The following is a 20,037-nucleotide window of genomic DNA, read 5'->3' on the forward strand; positions in this document are numbered from 1 at the left end:
GTCAGGACTATCCTGCCCTGTCAGGCCACGGACCCAGGATCGCAGTTCCCGCCGCAGACCAGGACGCCGACCCGCGCGCCCGGGGGCGGTGTCCAGGCAGCGGAGAGGAGGGCGGCGAGTGCCGTGGCCCCGCCGGGTTCCGCCACCACGCGGGCGGCCGACCAGAGGCGGCGCTGGGCGTCGCGGATGGCCTCGTCCGTGACCAGGACGGAGTCGCGGAGGACGCCCTGCGCGATGGGGAACATGAGGCTGCCGACGCGGCGGGCGCCGAGGCTGTCCGCGGCGAGGCCGCCGACGGGGGCGTCCACGGGTTGGCCGGCGGCGAGGGCGGTGTGAAGGGTGGGGCAGCCTTCCGGCTCCACCGCCACCACGCTCACGCCGGTTCCGGCGAACCAGGCGGCGATGCCGCCGATGAGGCCGCCGCCGCCGACGGCCACCAGCACATGGGTCAGGCCGGGCAGGTCGGCTTCCAGTTCCCGGGCGAGGGTGCCCTGGCCGGCCAGGACCTCCGCCTGGTCATAGGCGTGGACGGAGAGGGCGCCCGTCTCGGCCCGGCGGGCCTCACTGGCGGCGAAGGCTTCGGCATAGGTGTCCCCGCCCTGGACCACGCGGGCCCCGGCCTCCGCGATGCGGGCGACCTTGGAGGGGGCGGCAATGGCCGGAACGAAGATCTCGGCGGGGATGCCGAGGGCGCCGGCGGCGTGGGCGACGGCGGCGCCGTGATTGCCACCGGAGGCCGCGATGACGCCGCGTGCCGGTCCCTCGGCCTGGAGGAGGGCGTTGAAGGCGCCGCGGGCCTTGAAGGAGCCGCTGACCTGCAGCGACTCGAGCTTCAGTGCCACATCGCACGGGGCGCCCAGGGCGGCGCCGGGCAGGGCGAGGACGGGGGTGTGGCGGATATGGGGGGCGATGCGGGCGGCGGCGGCTTCGATGGCGGGGCGCGTTGTCATGGCCCGTGGGATGGCGCCGGGGCGGGGGTCCTGTCCACCCTCGGAACCTCCCGATGGGGCCGCTTCCGCCGCCGCCGGATTTCTGTCACGTTCCCGCGCCTGTCCGGGGTGTCACCGTCCAGCCATGCTGCAACACGGCAGTTGCGCCGCACGCGATGCGGGGGGCCTCCTCCAGGGGGTTCTCCTGCTGGGCCCGCCGGGCGCGGGCAAGTCCGACCTTCTTCTCCGCCTTACGGGCGGGGGGTGGCGGCTCGTGGCCGATGATCAGGTTGTGCTGCGGGACGGGGGCGATGCCCTGCGCGCCGCGGCGCCCGAGGCGCTGCGCGGGATGATCGAGGTGCGCGGGCTCGGGGTGATGGAAGGGCTGGCTTCGGAGGGGGAGGCGCCGCTGGCGCTCGCCGTGGACTGCGTGGCGCGTGGGGAGGTGCCCCGGCTGCCGGAACCGGCCCGCTACGAGGCCCTGGGCCATGCCCTGCCGCGGATCGCCGTCCATGCGCCGGACGCTTCCGTGCCGTTCGTTCTGGAGATGGCCCTGGACGCGATCGCCGGGCGGATCGCCTGCCGCGCCGGCGCGCTGGAACGTGCGCCGCGCCTGGAACGCCGGCCCTGAGCGCGCCCGCCCACAAGCTGCCGCCGCGCCCGGTGGTGGTGGTCACCGGCCTGTCGGGCGCGGGGAAGTCCTCGGCCCTGCGGGTCTTGGAGGATCTCGGGATGGAGACGGTGGACAACCCGCCGCTGGCCATCCTGGGCGAGCTTCTCTCCGGTGCCGGGGCGGGGCCGCTGGCGATCGGGGTGGACACACGCACGCGGGGCTTCGATGCCACCGCGCTGCTGGCCGGGCTGGACGCGCTGCGGGCGCGGGGGGCCGCGGCACCGGAGCTGGTCTTCATGGATTCCTCGGAGGAGGTGCTGCTGCGCCGCTTCTCCGAGACGCGGCGGCGCCATCCGCTGACCCCGGCCGGGGTCGCGAGCGGCGGGGTGGGGGACGGCATCGCGCGGGAGGAGGAGGCTTTGGCCCCCCTGCGCGAGGCGGCGGACTGGGTGATCGACACCTCCGAGCTGCCCATGCCGGAGCTGCGGCGGATGATCGAACGGCGCTACGGGCCGGCGGGAAAGGCGGGGATGTCCGTGACCGTGCAGTCCTTCGCCTATCCGCGCGGGCTGCCCCGGGAGGCGGACCTGGTGATCGACCTGCGCTTCCTGCGGAACCCGCATTACGACCCGGCGCTGCGGCCGATGACCGGGCGGGACGCGCCGGTGGCGGCCTATATCGAGGCGGATCCGGCCTGGGGCCCATTCTGGGGGCGCATGACGGCGCTGCTGGACCCGCTCTTGCCGGCCTATGAAACGGGCGGCAAGAAGTATCTGACGCTGGCTTTGGGCTGCACCGGCGGCAAGCACCGCTCGGTCCTGGCGACGGAGCGGCTGGCGCGGCACCTGGCCGAAGCCGGCTGGCCGGTGGAGCTGACCCATCGGGAGCTGGGAATCCGGGAGGCGATCCCCGCCGCCGACTCCCAACGGGCCCACCTGCACCCCATATCGATGCTCAGAGCATGACCGAAACCATTCCGGCCGCGCATGACCCGGCCGCCCCCCCCATGAACATCCCCTTTGCGGCCCAGTCCTCCCCCCGGGAGGCGGCCGTTCCGGACCACCGATGATCGGATTTGTCCTTGTCACCCATGGTCGCCTGGCCGAGGAGCTTCGCCTCGCCATGGAGCACGTCATGGGCCCCCAGAAGCACGTCTCGACCATCTGCATCGGCCCCGAGGACGACATGGAGAGCCGCCGCGGCGACATCCGCTCGGCGGTGGACCAGGTCGACCAGGGCGATGGGGTGGTCGTGCTGACCGACATGTTTGGTGGCACGCCATCCAATCTCGCGGCCTCCATGAAGGGGCTCTGCAGCGGGCCGGATTGCGGCGGGCACCAGGTGGAGGTGATCGCGGGCGTGAACCTGCCCTTGCTGGTGAAGCTGGCCCGCGTGCGCGGGACGGAGCCGCTGGCCGAGGCGGTGGACCACGCGGTGAATGCCGGGCGGAAGTACATGGCCACCGCGGGCGAGCTCTGCTCCGCGCGGCGCGGCTGACGGGGAGAGAAGCGATGGGCGTGAACACCACCTCTGCCCCGAACCTGCCCGGGGGCCCGAAGCCGGAGGGCGCGCCGATGCCGCTGAGACGCAGCCTCGTCATCCGCAACCAGCGCGGGCTGCACGCGCGCGCCGCGGCGAAGTTGGTGACCCTGGCGGAGAAGCACTGCTCCTGCCTGTCCGTGACGCATGAGGGACAGACGGTGCCGGCCTGCTCCATCATGGGGCTGATGATGCTCGGCGCGGGCAAGGGTGCCACGATCGTGCTCGAGGCCGAGGGCTGGGATGCGCGGGAGGCGCTGGACGAGGTGGCCGCGCTCATCGAGGCTGGCTTTCACGAGGACTGACCGTTTGTTGGCGGCCAGCCGCCCGTAAGGGGTGGCCATCCCGGCAGGAGGCCGGGACGGAGGGATTGATGAAGACGGACGGACCTGCCGCACCGCGCCCCACGGACGGGAAGTCCGCGGAGACGCGCGACGGCAAGGCCACCGACAAGGCTGCCGAGCTGAAGGCGGCCGAGGCGCGCAAGGCCGGGCGGCGGGCGCGCGAGGTGACGATCAAGGGCATCGCCATCTCCCCGGGCGTGGCCATCGGGCCGATCTTCGACGTGGATGCGGCGCCGGCCGCCGCCCCGCGCCGCACCATCACCGCCGCGAAGGTGGAGGAGGAGCGCGGGCGGCTGACGACGGCCGTCGCCACTTCCCGCAAGCAGGTGGGCAAGCTGAAGGCGCGGCTGGCGATCCTGCCCGAGGAGGCGCAGGAGGAGCTGGAGCCGCTGCTGGACGCCTATGCGATGATGCTGGGCGAGAGCCGGCTGATCCGCGGGGCGCGCAAGCGGATCGAGGCGGAACTGCTTTCCGCCGAGACGGCCGTGAGCGACGAGGCGGACGCGATCGCGGGCGCGATCCTGGCCGCGAAGGACGACGACAAGGCCGGGCTGCGCCGCCGCGCGGGCGAGGTGCACGAGATCGCGCGCCGCCTGACGCGGAACCTGACGCAGTCCGGCTTCCGGTCCTTCAAGGAGGTGCCGGAGGGCTCCATCCTCGTCGCTGAGGAGATGACGCCGGCGGATGCGGCGCTGCTCGACCCCTCCCGCATCGCGGGCGTGGCCACCGAGGAGGGCGGGGCTGACGGGCACACGGCCATCATGCTGCGGGCGCTGGGCATCCCGAGCGTCCTGGGGCTGCCCGGGCTGACCAACGCGCTCTCCCGCGGGGATCAGGCGGTGCTGGACGGGCGCGCGGGCACCATCGTGCTGCGCCCGGGGAAGGAAGCGCTGGCCGAGGGGCGCCAGGGCATCGCGGCCTATGCGAAGGAGCGGACGCGGCTGGGCAAGCTGCGGCGCCTGCCCTCCGTGACGACCGACGGCGAGGAGATGGAGCTCCAGGCGAACCTGGAGATCCCGGCGGAGCTGCCGCTGATCGCGCAGGCGGGGGCGGCGGGCATCGGGCTGCTGCGGACCGAGTTCCTGTTCATGAACCGCCAGGGCCTGCCGGACGAGGAGGCCCATTACGAGGCCTATCGCCAGATCGTGGAGGGCACGGACGGGGCGGGCGTGACCATCCGCGTGCTGGACTGGGGCGGCGAGAAGGACATGGAGGCGCTGTCCGAAGGGGTGGAGCCCTTCCATGCCGGGCCGAACCCGGCGCTGGGGCTGCGCGGCATCCGCATGCTGCTGCGCCGGCCGGAGCTGCTGGAGGTGCAGTTCGCCGCGATCCTGCGCGTGTCGTCGCTGGGTCCGGTGCGCGTGCTGCTGCCGATGGTGACGATCCCCGAGGAGGTGCGGGAGGCGCGGGAGATCTACGACCGCGTGGTCAAGCGCGTGCGGCGCCGCGGCGTGACCCTGCCGGAGAAGCTGCCGGCGCTGGGCGCGATGATTGAGACGCCGGGCGCGGCGCTGGCGGCGGACGCCATCGCCCTGGAGGCGGATTTCTTCGCGATCGGGACCAACGACCTGGCCATGTACACGCTGGCGGTGGACCGGGCGGAGGCGGAGGTCGCCCACCTGTACGATCCCCTGCACCCGGCGGTGCTGCGGCTGATCCAGTTCGCGACCGAGGCGGCGCTGCGGCTGCGGATGCCGGTTTCCGTCTGCGGGGAGATGGCGGGGAATCCCCGGCTGGTGCCGCTGCTGATGGGGCTGGGGCTGCGCAGCCTTTCGATGAATGCCAGCGCCATCCCGCGGGTGAAGCAGATGGTCCGCAGCCTGAACGTGGATGACTGCGCCCGCTTCGCGCGCCGGGTGATGGAGCAGAGCGACCCGAAGCGGATCCAGGAACTGGTGATGGGCTTCGTGCCCGGCGAGAAGGGCTGATCCCCGAGCCCTGACGCGCGGCGCGATCCGTGGCAATCTCGGGCCCTGGACCGCGGGGCCCCCGGGCCGGTCCTGGGAAGCGAGGTTCGATGGATCAGGCCGTTTCTGTGCTCGCGGAGGTCCGCAACGGGCGGGACCGGGAGCGGGACCTGCGCCGCGTGGGCGTGAACCGGGACCACTGGTATCCGCTGGCCTGGTCCACGGAGCTGAAGCCCGGCAAGGCGCTGGCCGTGCGCTTCGCCGGGGAGCCGATCGTGCTGGTGCGGCCGAAGCAGGGGCCGGTCTTCGCGCTGGAGGATCGCTGTGCGCACCGCCAGGTGATGCTGAGCAAGGGCGTGGTGGAGGGCTGCGCGATCCGCTGCGGCTACCACGGCTGGGCCTATGACCAGAGCGGCCAGTGCACGGACGTGCCCTATCTCGGCAAGGGCAAGCTGCCCAACGGGGTGCGCGCCTATCCCTGCCGCGAGGTGGAGGGGCTGATCCTGGTCTTCCCCGGCGATCCGGCGCTGGCGGAGACGGTGCCGCTGCCCGGGTTCGGATCGGTCGCGGACCCCGCCTACAAGACGCGGCGCTTCGGGCGCGAGGTGGGCTGCCACTACAGCTTCATGCACGAGAACCTGATGGACATGAACCATCAGTTCCTGCACCGGAAGCAGATGGGCAACATGGTCCCGCGCTACATGGGCGGGGCCAAGGGCGAGGATTTCGTGGAGGCGCGCTACACCTTTTCCCGCGTGGGCGGAAAGCAGCCCTGGGCGGAGGCGGCGATCTTCGGGGAGCGCCGCGCGGTGGGGACGGAGGCCTCCACGGCGCAGAAGGACCTGATGACGATCCGGACGGAGTATCCGTACCAGACCCTGAAGATCCAGACGGGCGACGACGCGCCGGTGATGAACCTGTGGATCGCCTACGTGCCCACCGATGCCGAGCAGAAGCGGAACCGGACCTTCGGGCTGCTCTCCATCAAGCGGCCGAAGATTCCTGGGCTGCTGGAGGCGGGGTGGCCTGTGCTGATCCTCTTCACCGAGCGGATCTTCAAGGAGGACCGCGAGATCGTGGAAATGGAGCAGGCGGCGCATGACGCGCAGGGGGAGGACTGGAACCAGGAGGTCTTCCCGGTGATCCGCAACCTGCGGACGCTTCTGCGGGAGCGCGGGGGAGCCTCCATTCCTTAAGTCACGGAGGCCCGGGGCGCAGGCTGCCCCCGGCACCTCTTCCGGTGGACGGCCGGGCGGCGGGCGCGCATCCTCCGGCAAAAGAAACGATACAGGGAAACGTCCATGCGTCTCGCCCGCCGCAGCTTTGCCATGGCCCTTGCCGGCCTGCCCTTCGCGCGCCTGTCCCCCGCCCGGGCCCAGGCCCAGGCGGCAGCGCCCATCCTGCTGGACAATGTCCGCTACTTCGACGGGCGCGCCATGACCGGCCCCGCCCGCCTGCTGATGGCCGGCGGGACCATTCGCATCCTCGGGGCCGGCACGGCGCCGGATGCCGCCCAGCGCGTGGACCTCTCCGGCCGCTACGTCATTCCCGCGATGATCGCGGCGCACTCCCATATCGGCCACGCCTCCGACGCCACCTCCGGCCGCCAGTACTACACGCGGGAGAATGTCGAGGCGCAGCTGCGGCGCTACCAGGCCTTCGGCATCGGCGCCGCCGCCTCGCTCGGCCTCAATGCCCCCCTGTTCCATGAACTGCGCGCCGAGAGCCGCGCCGGCCGCCTGCCCGGCGCGCTGCTCCTCGGCGCCGGCCCCGGCCTGGGCATGCCGGAGGGCGCGCCGCCCGCCGGCCCGATGAACCTGGCCGACGACCAGGTCATCCGCCCCGCGAACCCCGCCGCCATGCGCCAGGGCGTGAACGACCTTGCCGACAAGGGCATCGACCTCGTGAAGGTTTGGATCGACGGGCTCGGCGACACCGTGCCGCAGATGACGCCGGAGATGGCCCGCGCCGCTGTCGAGGCCGCCCATGCGCGGAGGTTGAAGGTCGCGGCCCATATCCACGACCTCTCCCAGGCCCGCCTCGCCGTGGAGGCTGGGGTGGACATCCTGGCCCATGGCATCCGCGACAAGGAGATCGACGACGGCCTCCTCGCTCTCATGCGCGATCGCGGCACCTGGTACATCCCGACGATCCAGATCGACGAGGCCGAGTACATCTACGCCGACGACCCCGCGATCACCGAGGACCCGTTCCTGCGTGCCGCGCTAGGGCCCGGGATGATCGGGCGGATGCGGGACCCGGCTTGGCGCGCGGCGCAGCTCGGCCGCGCCGCCCCGCGCCGCTCGGACGTGCGGATCAACAAGCTGAATCTGAAGCGCGTCCACGACGCCGGGATTCCCGTGGCCTTCGGGACGGATTCCGGCGGCACCCCGTTGCGTGTCCAGGGCTTCGCGGAGCACCGGGAACTGGAGCTGATGGTGGAGGCCGGCCTCACCCCCGCCCAGGCCCTCGGCATCGCCACCGCCCGTTCGGCGGAGCTGCTCGGCCTCGCCGACCGCGGCAGCGTGCGGGACGGGCTGCGCGCCGACCTCGTCGTGCTGGAGGCCGATCCGCTGGCGGACATCCGCAACACCCGCCGCATCGCCCGCGTCTACGGGGCCGGGCGGGAAGTGGCGGGCGCCATCACCTGATCCCCTGGCGGGAGAGGGCGCCGCCCTCTCCCGCCGGATTCCTGGCCGCGTTCAGGCCGGCACCACGGGCGACTTGTCGCGCTTCAGCGCCTTCATCACCTGATCGTCCAGCTTCAGGTGGGACTGGAGGAGTTGCGGCGGCGTCAGTGCCATCCACTGGTTCAGCGAGAAGTCGGCGTAATAATCGCTGCGGAACATCTCGAGGAAGCGCAGCGGGGTGGTGCCGGTGTTCTCGATGTAGTGGCCGGTGGCGAAGGGGACGTAGCCCACGTCGCCGGCCGCGAAGTCGAAGGTGCGCGCCTGGCCGGAGGCGGCGAAGACGCCCATGCGGCCCTGGCCCTCGATATAGTACTGCCACTCGTTCGTGTTGGGGTGCCAGTGCAGCTCCCGCAGGCCGCAGGGCTCCAGCTCCACCAGGGCGGCGGCGATGGTCTTGGAAGCCTTGAAGACCGAGGAATCGGTGATGCGGACGGTGCCGCTGCGCGTGCGAATGGGGTTCTGCGCGAGCATGCGGTGGCTGAAGTTCGCGTCCGAGGGGACCTGCGCCACGGGCATGCGGTCCGCCTCCAGCGGGCCGGGCAGCGGGGCCTTGAAGATATAGAGCTCGTCCGGGCTCGGCGTGTTTCCGAAGAGATTGGCGGGGACGCCGAAGTTCTTGCCCAGCACGTCGGGCGGCACGCGGCGGAGCCAGTCGCTGATGAGGAAGGTGCTGTCCTCGTCGAAGTGGCCGTCATCGAAGACGAGGAGGAATTCGCAGCCATCCTCGCCGAGGCCCTGGATGGAGTGCGGGGTGCCGCCGGGGAAGTACCAGAGATCGCCGACGCCGACATCGTCCACGAACTGGCGGCCTTGCGCATCGATGGCGGTGATGCGGGCGCGGCCGTAGAGCATGTAGGCCCACTCCGCTTCCTTGTGCCAGTGCAGCTCCCGCACGCCGCCGGAGTTGAGGCGCATGTTCACGCCGGCGATGTCGTTGGAGACGCCGAGCTCGCGCACCGTGACCTGGCGGGTCCAGCCGCCGCTCTCCTGCCGGACATGGGCGTCCGCGTAGGAGAAGCGGAGGTTGGGCAGGGTGCCGTGGTCGGTGGCGGGCGGGTTGAGCATGTCCGGGTTGGCGCGGTCCCGGGCGAGATTGCGGGGGCCGGGATCGTTGCCGCCGCGCCCGGGGCCGCGGCTGGGCTGCGGCGTGGGATCCGGGGCCTGAGCGTTCGCCATAGTCGGGGCCAGGGCGGGGGCGAGGGCTCCCACCGCGGCAGCGCTGGCGATCATGGCGCGGCGGGATACCGGATCGGTCATTGTCTCTGCTCGCTGTTCAGGTCTGTGGCGCGCGGCGCGGGGCCGTGCCCTCCTGATGGGGGCAGTGTCAGATGACACTTCCATGGGCGCTGGGATGATCTTCCGGCCATGAACAACACGGGTTGGTGCGGTGCACCCAAATCGACATAAACATATCCTGATATGGCTTAAGCCCTTGGCCTGGGGTGTCCGCGCGTGATACGCGACTTCCCGATTCCGGAAGGCCCGCCCGACATGCCCGACTCCCTGCCCCCCAAGACCGACTACGTCGTCGCCGATCTCTCCCTCGCCCAGTGGGGCCGCAAGGAGATCGAGATGGCCGAGGACGAGATGCCCGGCCTGATGGCGACGCGCCGTGAGTACGGCCCGGCCCAGGTGCTGAAGGGCGCCCGTATCGCGGGCTGCCTGCACATGACGATCCAGACCGCCGTGCTGATCGAGACGCTGAAGGCGCTGGGCGCCGATGTGCGCTGGTCGTCCTGCAACATCTTCTCCACCCAGGACCACGCGGCCGCCGCCATCGCGGCCTCCGGCACGCCGGTCTTCGCCATCAAGGGCGAGAGCCTGGAGGACTACTGGGAGTATGTGCGCCGCACCCTCGAGTGGGCCGATGGCGGCGAGCCGAACCTGCTGCTGGACGACGGCGGCGACATGACGCTGCTGGTCCATTACGGGCTGCGCGCCGAGCAGGGCGACACCGCCTTCCTCGACAAGGCGACGAACGAGGAGGAGACGGTGTTCTTCGCCCTCATCCGCCGCACGCTGACGGAGAAGCCGGGCTGGTTCGCCAAGCTCGCCGCCTCCCTCAAGGGTGTGTCGGAGGAGACGACGACGGGCGTGCACCGCCTGTACGTGATGGCGAAGGAGGGCAAGCTGCTCTTCCCCGCGATCAACGTGAACGACAGCGTCACCAAGTCGAAGTTCGACAACCTCTACGGCTGCCGCGAGTCCCTGGTGGACGGCATCCGCCGTGGCACGGACGTGATGATGGCCGGCAAGATCGCCTGCATCGCCGGCTACGGCGACGTGGGCAAGGGCTCGGCCGCCTCCCTCCGCAATGCGGGCTGCCGCGTGATGGTGACGGAGATCGACCCGATCTGCGCGCTGCAGGCGGCGATGGAGGGCTATGACGTCGTGACGATGGAGGAGGCCGCCCCGCGCGCCGACATCTTCGTCACCGCCACGGGCAATGTGGACGTGATCACCGCCGACCACATGCGCGCGATGAAGCACCGCGCGATCGTCTGCAACATCGGCCACTTCGACAGCGAGATCCAGGTGGCCGCGCTGCGCAACTACAAGTGGACGAACATCAAGCCGCAGGTGGACGAGATCGAGTTCCCCGACGGGAAGAAGATCACGCTGCTTTCCGAGGGGCGCCTGGTGAACCTGGGCAACGCCACGGGGCACCCGAGCTTCGTGATGTCCGCTTCCTTCACTAACCAGACCCTGGCGCAGATCGAGCTGTGGACCAACGGCGCGGCCTACGGGAAGCAGGTCTATACCCTGCCGAAGCACCTGGACGAGAAGGTGGCCCTTCTGCACCTGGAGAAGGTGGGCGCGAAGCTGACGAAGCTGACCCAGCAGCAGGCCGAGTATATCGGCGTGGCGCAGCAGGGGCCCTTCAAGGCCGAGCTCTACCGCTACTGAGCCGCGTAGCGGGCCGGGCGAAAGCCCCGCTCCGGGCCCGGGGGAGGCGACTCCCCCGGGCTTTTTTTGTTCACGTGTGGCCCCAAAACCAAGAGCTTATCGTGTAGCCTTCCCGCGGTTCCTCAAACCTGCCCGGGAAGACCATGCCGCGCACCAGCCGTTCCGCCTCCGCCGTTCCGATCGAGGCCGAGGCCGGCATGAATCCCTTCGGCACGGCCGCGGGGATCCGCCGCTTCGCTTCCCCGGCCGTGAGGGCTGCGCTGACGCGGCGGGGCGCACAGCTTCTCGGCATGATCGCGGGGCTGCTGGGTCTGGCGGTGCTGGTGGCGCTGGCCAGCCACAACCCGGGCGACCCCTCCCTCTCCACCGCCACGAGCCGGGCGCCGACGAACCTGGCGGGCCCCTTCGGCGCCATGGTGTCGGACGTGCTGCTGCAGGGCTTCGGCTGGGCGGGGCTGCTGCCGGCGGCCTGCCTGCTGACCTGGGCGCTGCGCCTCTCCACCCATCGCGGGCTCTCGCCCTTTCCCTTGCGGGTCGCGGCGCTGCTGGCGGGGCTGCCGCTGCTGGCGGCCGTTCTCTCCGTCACGCCGCTGCCGGCGCCCTTCCCGGGCGGCACGGCGGGCGGCGCGGTCGGGCCGCTGATGCGGGACGCTGTGGACGAGACGATCGGCGCCATCTTCGGGCCGCTGGGATCCGTGGTGGGGAATTCCGCACTGGCAGCCATGGCGGTGGTGGCGACCGTGCTGGCGCTGGCGGTCCCGCTCTCCTCCTGGCGGCGTGCGGGCGGGGTGGCGGCGCGGCGGGGGCATGGGCTGGCGGGGAACATCCTGCGCCGCCGTTCCCAGGCGCGCGCGCGGGCGGCGGAGGCCCGCATGGCGCGGGCGCGGATGCACCACCATGAGGCGGCGCCGGAGGAACGGCCTGGGCTGCTGGCGCGGGTGATGGGCGCGCCGAGCCGTTTCGGGGAGTCGCTGGCCGGGATGATCCGGCGCCGGCAGGAGCCCTCTCCGCAGCTTTCCCAGTTGCTGCGCGCGGCCGATGCCGCTGCCGAGGAGGAGCCGGCCGCGCGGCCCGCGCCGCGCCGGGTGCCGAAGCCCGCGCCGGAGGCCCCCATGGAGCGGGTCGCGGAGCGCATGGCGGAGGAGGCGAAGGAGGGCGGGCCGCGCATCGCGGACCGGGTGCTGCCGCCGCGCCGCCTGCCGATCGGGGAGACGGTGAAGAAGGGCGACGACGGGAAGTTCCGCCTGCCGCCGCTCTCGCTGCTGGCCCCCGCGCCGCCGCGCCGGGACCACGGCCCTTCCCGCGAGGCGCTGGAGGAGAATGCGCGGCTGCTGGAATCCGTGCTCGAGGATTACGGTGTGCGCGGCAAGATCGCGGATATCCGCCCCGGCCCGGTGGTGACGCTCTACGAACTGGAGCCGGCGCCGGGCACGAAGTCCGCCCGCGTGATCGGGCTGGCGGACGACATCGCGCGCAGCATGTCCGTGCTGGCCGTGCGCATCGCCACCGTGCCCGGGCGCAACGTGATCGGCATCGAGATGCCGAACGCCAAGCGCGAGATGGTGTTCTTCTCCGAGATGATGGAGGCGGAGGACTGGGCGCGTAACCCCGGCAAGCTGCCGCTGGCGCTGGGCAAGGACATCGGCGGGGCGCCCGTGGTGGCGGACCTCGCGCGGATGCCGCACCTGCTGATCGCCGGCACCACCGGTTCCGGTAAGTCGGTCGGGATCAACACGATGATCCTGTCCCTGCTCTACCGCTTCGGGCCGGATGAGTGCCGCTTCATCATGATCGACCCGAAGATGCTGGAACTGTCGGTCTACGACCGCATCCCGCACCTTCTGGCGCCCGTGGTGACGGAGCCGCCGAAGGCGATCGGGGCGCTGAAGTGGACGGTGCGGGAGATGGAGCGTCGCTACAAGGCAATGAGCCAGCTCGGCGTCCGCAACATCGGCGGCTACAACGAGAAGGTGGTGGCGGCGAACGCCCGGGGCGAGCAGATCACCCGCCGCGTGCAGACGGGCTTCGACCCCGAGACCGGCAAGCCGGTCTTCGAGGAGCAGCCGCTGAACCTCGTCTCGCTTCCCATGATCGTCGTGGTGATCGACGAGATGGCGGACCTGATGATCGTGGCGGGCAAGGAGATCGAGGCGGCGGTGCAGCGCCTGGCGCAGATGGCGCGCGCGGCCGGCATCCACGTGATCATGGCCACGCAGCGGCCTTCGGTGGACGTGATCACCGGCACCATCAAGGCGAACTTCCCGACGCGCATCTCCTTCGCCGTGACGTCGAAGATCGACAGCCGCACCATCCTCGGCGAGCAGGGCGCGGAGCAGCTGCTGGGTCAAGGCGACATGCTGCACATGGCTGGCGGCGGGCGGGTGAACCGCGTGCACGGCCCCTTCGTCTCCGACGAGGAGGTGGAGCGCGTGGTGGAGTACCTGCGCGAGCAGGGCGAGCCCGCCTATATCGAGGAGGTCACCGAGACCGACGAGGACGAGGATTCCGGCCCCGTCTTCGACGCCACCGCCAATGGCGGCGAGAAGGGACTCTACGAGCAGGCTGTCGCGCTGGTGTCCCGCGAGGGCAAGGCGAGCACGAGCTTCGTCCAGCGCCATCTCAACATCGGCTACAACCGCGCGGCGAAGCTGATCGAGCAGATGGAGCGCGAGGGCGTGGTGGGGCCCGCGAACCATGTGGGCAAGCGCGAGGTGCTGCAGCGGGTGGGGGCGGATGACTGAGGCGCACCGCTTCGCGCCGGACGGTGGCATCCCGAATTCGCGGCTGCCGCTCCTGGTCTGGCGCGGGGCGCTGGCGGGGGATGCCGGGGCCATCACCCGCCACTTCGCGGCTCATGGCTGGTCCAATGCTTGGACGGACGGCGTGTTCGCCTACCACCATTTCCACAGTAACGCGCATGAGGCGCTGGGCGTCTCCCGCGGGACCGCGCGGGTCCGCTTCGGCGGTCCGGCGGGCGAGGTGGTGGAGCTGCGCGCGGGGGATGCCCTGGTGATCCCGGCCGGGGTGGGGCATTGCCGGGAATGGGCGAGCGGCGACTTCGAGGTGGTCGGCGCCTATCCCGGCGGGGCGGATTACGACATCCGGCGCGGCGATCCCTCCGAGGCGGCGGAGGTGGCGCGGCGGATCGCCGCCGTGCCTCTGCCGGGCGGCAATCCCGTCAATGGCGGGGCGATGCCGGGCTGGTAGCGCCCGGCCCGCGTCCCCGCTGTCAGCGCCGCTGGTTCAGCAGGCCTTCCAGATAGGCACCGTAGCCGCTCTTGCTCTGCTTCGCCGCCAGGGCGCGGAGGGCGGCATCGTCGATGAAGCCCATCCGCCAGGCCACTTCCTCCGGCGCGTTGACCTTCATGCCCGTGCGCTTCTCGATGGCGCGCACGTACTCGCCGGCTTCCAGAAGGCTGTCATGGGTGCCGGTGTCCAGCCAGGCGTAGCCACGGCCGAGGCGGATGACGCGCAGGCTCCCCTCCTCCAGGTAGAGGCGGTTGAGGTCGGTGATTTCCAGCTCCCCGCGCGGGGAGGGCTTCACGCGGCGGGCCATCTCGGGGGCGCGGCCGTCGTAGAAGTAGAGGCCGGTGACAGCCCAGTCGGAGCGGGGATGCGCCGGCTTCTCTTCGAGCGAGAGGGCGCGGTAGCTCTCGTCAAACTCCACCACGCCGTAGCGTTCGGGGTCGGCGACGCGATAGGCGAAGACGGAGGCGCCGGGGCCCTTGTTGCGGGCCTCCACCAGCCGCTCGTCCAGCTCGTAGCCGTGGAAGATGTTGTCCCCGAGCACGAGGGCGGAGGGGGCACCGGCCAGGAACTCCTCTCCCAGGATGAAGGCCTGGGCGAGGCCGTCCGGGCTGGGCTGGGCGATGTAGGAGAGGCGGATGCCCCACTGCTCGCCCGTGCCAAGCAGCCGCTCGAACAGGGGCAGGTCATGCGGGGTGGAGATGATCAGCACCTCCCGGATCCCGGCGAGCATGAGCACCGAGAGCGGGTAGTAGATCATCGGCTTGTCGTAGACGGGCAGGAGCTGCTTCGACACGGCCATGGTGGCGGGGTAGAGGCGCGTGCCGCTGCCGCCGGCGAGGATGATGCCCTTCATGGGTGCTTCCGGCATCAAGCCTTGCCTTTCACGGGATCGGGGAGGAGGCCGAGGCGTTCGCCCGCGTATTTCTCGCGCAGCGGGCGCCACCAGGCCTCGTTTTCCAGGTACCAGCGGAGGGTGCGCTCGATGCCCCCCTCAAAGGTGACCGTGGAGCGCCAGCCGAGCTCGCGCTCCGCCTTGGCGGGGTCGATGGCGTAGCGGCGGTCGTGTCCCGGGCGGTCCGTCACGAAGGTGATGAGGTCCCGGCGCGGGGCGGCGGCGGGGCGCAGGCGGTCCAGCGTATCGCAGATGGCGTGCACCACCTGCAGGTTGGTGCGCTCCGCCCTTCCGCCGATGTTGTAGGTCTCGCCGGGCACGCCGCGGGTCAGGGCGGCCACCAGGGCGCGGGCGTGGTCCTCCACGAAGAGCCAGTCCCGCACGTTGCCGCCGTCGCCGTAGACGGGGAGCGGCTTCCCCTCCAGCGCGTTGAGGGTGACGAGCGGGATCAGCTTCTCCGGGAAGTGGTAGGGCCCGTAGTTGTTGGAGCAGTTGGTGACGATCGTCGGCAGCCCGTAGGTCTCGTGCCAGGCGCGCGCGAGGTGGTCGGAGCCCGCCTTGCTGGCGGAGTAGGGGGAGCGCGGGTCGTAGGGCGTCTCCTCGGTGAAGGCGCCGGTGGGGCCGAGGGAACCGAAGACCTCGTCGGTGGAAACGTGGAGGAAGCGGAAGGCGTTGCGCCGGGCCGCGTCGTAGCCGCCCACCAGGGCGCGGGCGGCTTCCAGCAGGGCGAAGGTGCCCATCACGTTGGTCTGGATGAAGGGGGCGGCGGAGGCGATGGAGCGGTCCACATGGCTCTCGGCCGCCAGGTGCATCACCGCGTCCGGCGCGTATTCCGCGAGGGCGGTGCGCATCCGCTCGGCGTCGCAGATATCGGCCTGGAGGAAGGCGAAGCCGGGGCGGCCCTCGCAGGGGGCCAGCGTCCGCCGGTCGCCGGCATAGGTGAGCTTGTCGATCACCAGCACCTCGTGCCCGAGGTCCAGGATCAGATGCCGGACGAGGGCGGAGCCGATGAAGCCGGCGCCGCCGGTGACGATCACGCGCATGGTCGGGGTATTGGTCCTCGTCGGGCGGTGCTGCGACCTGGGATGGGGTGAGCGGACAGGGTTAACCCGGCATTGCGGCCCCCTCGCGGCAGGGGCGGGGCGCCGCGCGGGCCTTTGTTGCACCTATAGGGCGGGACGGCGCCGGGGGAAATTGCCGGCGGGCGGGGGCCGGCGCGGGCGCCCTGTCCTCATGGACCGCTTGGGGGTTCTGCAGCGTCTCGGCCAGCAGGGTGCGGACCCAGGGCCGGTTCACGAGGATGGCTTGGAGCAGCAGGTCGATGGTGGCCTTGCGGTTCGCTTCCGAGAGCGGCCCGCGGCTCCTTCCTCGATGAGAGACCAGAACAAGGTTGCTTGGGCCGCGGCCTTCGCCCCGGGGCGGGGCTGCGCTATGGGATGGCCGCGCCGGCCCCGCCCCCTGGGGCCGGTGGGCAGGAGACGCGGCGCGATGGACCCGGTGAACCACCCCAGGCTGACGCTGCTCACCCACCCGCTGGTGCAGCACAAGCTGACGATCATGCGGCGGCGCGAGACCTCCACCGGCGAGTTCCGGGCGCTGGCGCGCGAGATCAGCCTGCTGATGGCCTATGAGCTGACGCGGGACCTGCCGGTGCGGGACGTGCCGATCGACACGCCGCTGGAGCCGATGATGGCGCCGGCCATCGTGGGCAAGAAGCTGTGCATCGTTTCCATCCTGCGAGCGGGGGACGGGATCGCATCGGGGATGCTGGACCTCGTTCCCTCCGCCCGGGTGGGGCATATCGGGATGTACCGGGATCCCATCACGAAGCGGCCGGTGGAATACCTGCTGAAGCTGCCGGAGGACGTGGCGGAACGGCTGGTGATCGTGGTGGATCCCATGCTGGCCACCGGCTACTCGGCGGCGGCGGCGCTGGAGCGGCTGAAGGCGGCGGGCTGCGCCAACCTCCGCTTCGCCTGCCTCCTGGCAGCGCCGGAGGGCGTCTCCGTGCTGGCACGGACGCATCCCGACGTGCCGGTCTATGCCTGCGCGGTGGATCGGGTGCTGGACGAGCACGCCTATATCCGCCCCGGGCTTGGCGATGCGGGGGACCGGCTCTTCGGGACGAAGTAGCCGGGGGAAGCGAAAGGATCGCGCAGGACGATCGTTCCGATCTGATTCATCCGTTTGTTGAGTGGCTTTCGCCGGTCCAACTCCACCGGCGGAGATTGCCATTCCATGACACCCACCGACCACATGGCCCGGCTTCTGCCGGGTGTATCCCTCTGTGCCGCCGTGTCGCTCACCGCCCTGGGGCTTGCGCGGCTGGAGGAGGTGGCCTTCGGGCGCGCCTGGCTGGAGACGCTGGTGCTGGCCATCTTGCTGGGCTGCGCCATCCGCACGGCCTGGCGGCCCGGACCGCGCTGGAAGCCGGGGATCGATTTCTCCGCCAAGATGCTGCTGGAGGTGGGGGTGGTGCTGCTCGGCGCTTCCCTCAGCGCGGCGACGATCCTGGCGGTCGGCTGGGAACTGCTGCTGGGGATCGCGGTGGTGGTGGGGGTGGCCATCCCCGCGAGCTACGGCCTGGGCCGGGCCTTCGGGCTGGCACCGCGGCTGGCGGTGCTGGTGGCCTGCGGGAACTCGATCTGCGGCAATTCCGCCATCGCGGCCGTGGCGCCGGTGGTGGGGGCGAAAGGCGAGGACGTGGCGGCCTCCATCGCCTTCACCGCCGTTCTGGGCGTGGTGGTGGTGCTGATCCTGCCGCTGCTGGCGCCCCTGCTGGGGCTGAGCGCCGGGCCTTACGGCGTGCTGGCCGGGCTGACCGTTTATGCCGTGCCGCAGGTGCTGGCCGCCACCGCGCCATTGGGGGGGCTGGCCGTGCAGATCGGCACGCTGGTGAAGCTGGTGCGGGTGCTGATGCTGGGGCCGGTGGTGGTGGCGCTCTCCCTCCTCACGCCGCGCCAGGGGGCGGCGCGGCCGCCGCTCTCGCGGCTGGTGCCCTGGTTCATCCTGGGCTTCCTCGGGCTGGCCGCGCTGCGCTCGCTTGAGCTGCTGCCGGCGGCGCTTCTGGGGCCGATGGCGACCGTGGCGACGGCGCTGACGGTGCTCGCCATGGCCGCGCTGGGGCTGGGGGTGGATGTGCGGACCGTGGCGCGCGCCGGCGGGCGGGTGGTCGGGGCGGCGGTGGCGTCGCTGCTGCTGCTGGGGGTGGTCAGCCTGGGATTGATCCGCGTGCTGGGAGTGGGCTGACCGGCCGCCCCCTGGGGGATGGCGGCTTCTCCGGCGATGTGCGGTGGGGTGTCGGTGTGGCTGCGAGAAGAAAGGCCGGGGAAGAGTGTTCCCCGGCCCTTCTGCGGCGAGGTTCAGCCCGCCTGGTTGTTGCGCCGGCGGCGCACATAGCCGAGGCCGAGCAGGCCGGCGCCGAAGAGCGCCAGCGAGGTGGGCTCGGGCACCGCCACCTGCAGGACGGAGGGCGTGCCGTTCTGCCGGCTGTAGTAGAGCGTGTAGGTGCCGGCCGCGAGGTTGCTGAAGGTGTCGGTCACGGCATTCGTCGGGCCGGAGACACCGCCAGGAACGCGCACGCCATCCCGGTAGAGGCTGATGCCATCATCATGGGTGATGGTGAGAGAGGTGCCGGCCGCGAGGCTGCCCAGGGTGATCGCATAGTGGGAGCCGTAGCCGTAGCCGGCGACGCTGCCGCTGGAGGAGATGAACCGCGCTTCCGTGTTGAAGTAGGCCACCTGGGTGCCCTGGTAGGTCACACTGCCGCCGCCGCCGTACCCCGACACGTTCGCGGCGGTGAAGCCGAACCCGCTGTTCAGGTCGCCCAGCTTGCCCGAGGGGGTGTTCTGCGCCTCCGTGTTGTTGAAGTTCAGGTCGCCCGTGTAGGTGAAGGTGGCCGAGGCCGTCGGGCCGGAGAAGGCCGGCAGGGTGTTGAGCGTCTCGAATCCGCTGCCAATGAGGCCAGTGGTGACGGCGATCTTATACGAGCCCGCCTGAGCTGCGCTGGCGCCCAGCAGGGCCAGAGCGGCGCCGGCGAGCAGGGACGTCTTGAACGAACGCATGAATGGCTTCTCCAATAGCGGTATCCACACGCTTAAGGGCAAGCATTGTGCCAGATAGAATTCGTCTGAAAGATCAATGATTTGCTGGTTATTGGAAACCGAACGAACGCGACGTGTAAGATGTTCCGACAGTCGGTCGAGCCGGACGACAAGCGCAACGACGGTTATGAAAAGTTTGGTCCAGCCGAGCCTTGGACATCGCTGACTATCACGCCGTGGCGGCTTTGCTGAGCTATCGGTGCCGGCGACCGCGCCCGACCATGATGAGGACTGCTGCAGCGCCGAGGTGCCTGCAGGACGGCGTCGAAACCCCGTTCTAAACCGGTTGTCATGAAGTAAAGCCGGTCACCATCCAAACAAAGCCTTAACGAGATTCACCATTGATCGATCGGTGACTTGTATCATAGAGGCTGTGCGTGCGAACCGAATCTACGAGGACTGTAAAGATTTCCGACGTTATTTTTTCTTGAATCGGAACATCTGTCGGCAGGCTTTCTGGTCGGCATACTTGTCCTGCTGTGAGGAATTGTGAGTGATGCGGCTTGTCAGCCTTGTTTACGAGAATGTCGGCCAGGGCCGCCTGGACGGCGGAACCGCTACCTTCGGCCAGGTCTTCGCCCGGGGTGAACTGCCGAGCGGCACCGGACTGGTCGAGACGATCAAAGGATCGATTTCCGCAGTCCAGATGGACGTGAAGACGACTTATGACGACGGGTCCGTAAAGATGGCCGTCCTCTCGGCAGTCCGGCCGGACCTGAAGGCCGGGGCCAGCGTCGAGGCCGTGCTCAGCACTGGCCCTGTCTCGACGGCTCCTGCGCTGGACCTGTCGTCTGCCTTGTCGGGGCACAGCTTTGCGGTGTCGCTGACGCCGTCCTCGGGCGTGGCGCGGAGCATCGACGTGCT

At 70.8% G+C, this 20,037-nt stretch carries 18 protein-coding genes; 13 read left to right on the top strand and 5 right to left on the bottom strand.

The window, feature by feature from the left end; genetic code table 11:
• Nucleotides 1–20: 20 nt before the first annotated feature.
• Nucleotides 21–950: a serine/threonine dehydratase gene (locus J5Y10_RS15030; RefSeq protein WP_209374833.1), complete on the bottom strand. Its 930-nt coding sequence runs from the start codon at nucleotides 948–950 to the stop codon at nucleotides 21–23.
• Nucleotides 951–1,074: 124 nt separating this feature from the next.
• Between J5Y10_RS15030 and J5Y10_RS15035 the strand changes: the two genes are divergently transcribed.
• From J5Y10_RS15035 to J5Y10_RS15065, 7 genes are all read left to right on the top strand, one after another.
• Entirely contained in the window at nucleotides 1,075–1,560 is a 486-nt protein-coding gene (locus J5Y10_RS15035) for an HPr kinase/phosphorylase (protein WP_209374834.1), read from the top strand.
• Between the two features lie 38 nt (nucleotides 1,561–1,598).
• Nucleotides 1,599–2,507, top strand: a complete 909-nt coding sequence (gene rapZ, locus J5Y10_RS15040; protein WP_342452929.1) for an RNase adapter RapZ — start codon at nucleotides 1,599–1,601, stop codon at nucleotides 2,505–2,507.
• Between the two features lie 100 nt (nucleotides 2,508–2,607).
• Nucleotides 2,608–3,039 carry a PTS sugar transporter subunit IIA gene (locus J5Y10_RS15045; RefSeq protein WP_209374835.1) on the top strand — a complete coding sequence of 144 codons (432 nt, stop codon included), beginning with the start codon at nucleotides 2,608–2,610 and terminating at the stop codon, nucleotides 3,037–3,039.
• Nucleotides 3,040–3,053: 14 nt separating this feature from the next.
• Nucleotides 3,054–3,386: an HPr family phosphocarrier protein gene (locus tag J5Y10_RS15050; protein ID WP_209374836.1), complete on the top strand. Its 333-nt coding sequence runs from the start codon at nucleotides 3,054–3,056 to the stop codon at nucleotides 3,384–3,386.
• Nucleotides 3,387–3,454: 68 nt separating this feature from the next.
• A complete protein-coding gene (gene ptsP, locus J5Y10_RS15055) occupies nucleotides 3,455–5,353 on the top strand; it encodes a phosphoenolpyruvate--protein phosphotransferase (protein WP_209374837.1) in 1,899 nt (632 codons plus the stop codon).
• Nucleotides 5,354–5,442: 89 nt separating this feature from the next.
• The gene (locus J5Y10_RS15060; protein ID WP_209374838.1) at nucleotides 5,443–6,528 is read left to right on the top strand and encodes an aromatic ring-hydroxylating oxygenase subunit alpha; all 1,086 of its coding nucleotides are present in this window, start codon (nucleotides 5,443–5,445) and stop codon (nucleotides 6,526–6,528) included.
• A 105-nt stretch (nucleotides 6,529–6,633) separates the two neighbouring features.
• Nucleotides 6,634–7,983: an amidohydrolase family protein gene (locus tag J5Y10_RS15065; RefSeq protein ID WP_209374839.1), complete on the top strand. Its 1,350-nt coding sequence runs from the start codon at nucleotides 6,634–6,636 to the stop codon at nucleotides 7,981–7,983.
• Nucleotides 7,984–8,034: 51 nt separating this feature from the next.
• Here the strand turns inward: J5Y10_RS15065 and J5Y10_RS15070 are convergent, their stop codons facing one another.
• Entirely contained in the window at nucleotides 8,035–9,279 is a 1,245-nt protein-coding gene (locus tag J5Y10_RS15070; RefSeq protein WP_280855212.1) for a cupin domain-containing protein, read from the bottom strand.
• Between the two features lie 234 nt (nucleotides 9,280–9,513).
• Between J5Y10_RS15070 and ahcY the strand changes: the two genes are divergently transcribed.
• The 3 genes from ahcY to J5Y10_RS15085 all read left to right on the top strand — a co-directional run bounded on the left by ahcY (nucleotide 9,514) and on the right by J5Y10_RS15085 (nucleotide 14,136).
• Entirely contained in the window at nucleotides 9,514–10,929 is a 1,416-nt protein-coding gene (ahcY, locus tag J5Y10_RS15075; RefSeq protein WP_209374840.1) for an adenosylhomocysteinase, read from the top strand.
• 143 nt (nucleotides 10,930–11,072) lie between these two features.
• A complete protein-coding gene (locus J5Y10_RS15080) occupies nucleotides 11,073–13,670 on the top strand; it encodes an FtsK/SpoIIIE family DNA translocase (RefSeq protein ID WP_408901585.1) in 2,598 nt (865 codons plus the stop codon).
• Nucleotides 13,663–14,136, top strand: a complete 474-nt coding sequence (locus tag J5Y10_RS15085; RefSeq protein WP_209374841.1) for a cupin domain-containing protein — start codon at nucleotides 13,663–13,665, stop codon at nucleotides 14,134–14,136. The genes J5Y10_RS15080 and J5Y10_RS15085 overlap by 8 nt, the downstream gene beginning before the upstream one ends.
• 22 nt (nucleotides 14,137–14,158) lie before the next feature.
• Here J5Y10_RS15085 and rfbA read toward each other — a convergent pair whose 3' ends face one another.
• The gene (rfbA, locus tag J5Y10_RS15090; protein ID WP_209374842.1) at nucleotides 14,159–15,031 is read right to left on the bottom strand and encodes a glucose-1-phosphate thymidylyltransferase RfbA; all 873 of its coding nucleotides are present in this window, start codon (nucleotides 15,029–15,031) and stop codon (nucleotides 14,159–14,161) included.
• Between the two features lie 14 nt (nucleotides 15,032–15,045).
• The gene (gene rfbB / locus J5Y10_RS15095) at nucleotides 15,046–16,113 is read right to left on the bottom strand and encodes a dTDP-glucose 4,6-dehydratase (protein WP_209374843.1); all 1,068 of its coding nucleotides are present in this window, start codon (nucleotides 16,111–16,113) and stop codon (nucleotides 15,046–15,048) included.
• A gap of 445 nt (nucleotides 16,114–16,558) precedes the next feature.
• Here rfbB and upp point away from each other — a divergent pair, with 445 nt between their 5' ends.
• Together upp and J5Y10_RS15105 are read left to right on the top strand one after the other, a co-directional pair.
• Complete coding sequence (gene upp, locus J5Y10_RS15100) at nucleotides 16,559–17,203, top strand: uracil phosphoribosyltransferase (protein WP_209374844.1); 645 nt, start codon at nucleotides 16,559–16,561, stop codon at nucleotides 17,201–17,203.
• Between the two features lie 105 nt (nucleotides 17,204–17,308).
• Complete coding sequence (locus J5Y10_RS15105; RefSeq protein ID WP_209374845.1) at nucleotides 17,309–18,319, top strand: YeiH family protein; 1,011 nt, start codon at nucleotides 17,309–17,311, stop codon at nucleotides 18,317–18,319.
• Nucleotides 18,320–18,432: 113 nt separating this feature from the next.
• Here the strand turns inward: J5Y10_RS15105 and J5Y10_RS15110 are convergent, their stop codons facing one another.
• Nucleotides 18,433–19,134 (bottom strand): PEP-CTERM sorting domain-containing protein, encoded by a 702-nt coding sequence (locus J5Y10_RS15110; RefSeq protein WP_209374846.1) that lies wholly within the window; start codon nucleotides 19,132–19,134, stop codon nucleotides 18,433–18,435.
• A gap of 535 nt (nucleotides 19,135–19,669) precedes the next feature.
• Here J5Y10_RS15110 and J5Y10_RS15115 point away from each other — a divergent pair.
• On the top strand, nucleotides 19,670–20,037 hold a 368-nt coding region (locus J5Y10_RS15115), incomplete at its 3' end, for a type 1 periplasmic-binding domain-containing protein (RefSeq protein WP_209374847.1).

The organism is Roseomonas indoligenes (assembly GCF_017813365.1).
Classification (GTDB): Bacteria; Pseudomonadota; Alphaproteobacteria; order Acetobacterales; family Acetobacteraceae; genus Roseomonas; species Roseomonas indoligenes.